This is a genomic window from Sinimarinibacterium thermocellulolyticum (assembly GCF_040327995.1).
Taxonomy (GTDB): domain Bacteria; phylum Pseudomonadota; class Gammaproteobacteria; order Nevskiales; family Nevskiaceae; genus Solimonas; species Solimonas thermocellulolyticum.
The window spans coordinates 1-1,503 of the sequence record NZ_JBEPIJ010000044.1 but is presented as its reverse complement, the minus strand read 5'-3'; the positions used below and the strand labels follow the sequence as shown (position 1 = coordinate 1,503).

2 protein-coding genes are annotated in these 1,503 nt (G+C 58.7%); both read right to left on the bottom strand.

Annotated features, from left to right (window positions below):
• Positions 1–120 precede the first annotated feature (120 nt).
• Complete coding sequence (locus ABSH63_RS15700) at positions 121–1,059, bottom strand: TonB-dependent receptor (RefSeq protein ID WP_352891051.1); 939 nt, start codon at positions 1,057–1,059, stop codon at positions 121–123.
• Between the two features lie 141 nt (positions 1,060–1,200).
• On the bottom strand, positions 1,201–1,503 hold a 303-nt coding region (locus tag ABSH63_RS15695), incomplete at its 5' end, for a transposase (protein ID WP_352891049.1).

Sequence of the window (1,503 nt, the reverse complement as noted above, 5' to 3'; positions counted from 1 at the left end):
AAGTTTGCTACCGGTTCAATCACCGGCACGAGAACCTGCAACCCTTGCTGCACAAGCTTCTCAAGCAGATCTCAATCCAGGAGCTACGTCCAATTCTGGTCCGGAAAGGTTAGGAATTACCTAGAACAAACCCCCGTCGGTGCTCGACTGCTGGAATGAGCCGGAGGCCGAAACGACGACATCGTCAGTCACATCCCAGCGCAGCTTCAGTCGACCGCCGTAGGTGTAAAGGTCCGGCAACTCGGGATTCGCGACATTGGTGATCACGTGGTCCCGGGTCCCCTGGAATCCGGAAACCGCGACCGCGAGCGAATCACCGATCGGCACGTTCACATAGAGCGTACTGCTCTGCTGACCGTAGCGACCAAGGCCCAGGTCGTACTTGAAATCACCGAAGAAGGCCTGTGTATCAGGGTCTGGCGTCACGACGCTGACCGTACCGCCCGTCGCGTTGCGACCGAACAGCGTGCCCTGCGGCCCTTTCAGAACTTCAACGCGTTCGATCCGGCCCAGCGTGTCCGACGACGCCTGGATGGCCATCAGCGGCACACCGTCGAGGTAGAACGGCACACTCGAATCGACACCCGGAAGGAAGGCATCCGAGCCCACACCGCGCAGGAAGGTCACGTTGAAGCCAGACGACTGCGTCACCGTGAACCCTGGCGTTGCCCGCTGGACCTGTTGGATGGTCTGGATACCGAGCGCCTCAAGCTTCTCCTGGCTGAAGGCCTGGACCGAGATCGGCACGTCCTGCAGGCGCTCTTCACGCTTCTGCGCGGTGACGATGATCTCCTCGACCAGGCGATTGCTACTTTTGCGTCCGCCTTTGGGCTCCTCCTCCGGCATTTCGGGATCGGCAACCGGAATCGTGTCGACGATCGGGGCTGACTCTGCGCGCTGTTGCTCTGATCGCGAAGATGTGGACTGATCCGGATAGCTGTCGCGAGTCAGCAGTGCCTCGAGAGAGGACGAATCACGGGCGTCCTCAGCGTCCGCAACCCCAATGCCGCCGCAGACAGAGAACACAAGTACCGCTCCAGCTCGTACAAGCTTCGTCATCGCATCCTCCTGCTTCGCATGACCGCGCGCCTAATGAAGATAGCCAACGTTTTTCATTACGGACATATCACCCTGTCCTAGTTGATATGTCCGCGCACTCGGCAGCGTCATATATTCTTCTTTCATTAGATTAGGTAATTCCTAACCTTTCCGGACCAGAATTGGACGTAGCTCTTGGATTGAGATCTGCTTGAGAAGCTTGTGCAGCGAGGGTTGCAGGTTCTCGTGCCGGTGATTGAACCGGTAGCAAACTTCGGCCAGGTACAGGTAGAGGTATTGCCGGGGCACGCCACGGTACATGTAGAGCCAGTTCTTGGCATGGCTCCAGAAGCCCTCGATGCCGTTGATGTGATCTCGCCCGGCAGGCCGACCCTTCTCCTTGCGGATCGTCACGTGTTCGCCGCGCAGCTTCAGCGTGGCGTAGGCCTGCCACTCGTCGGTGTA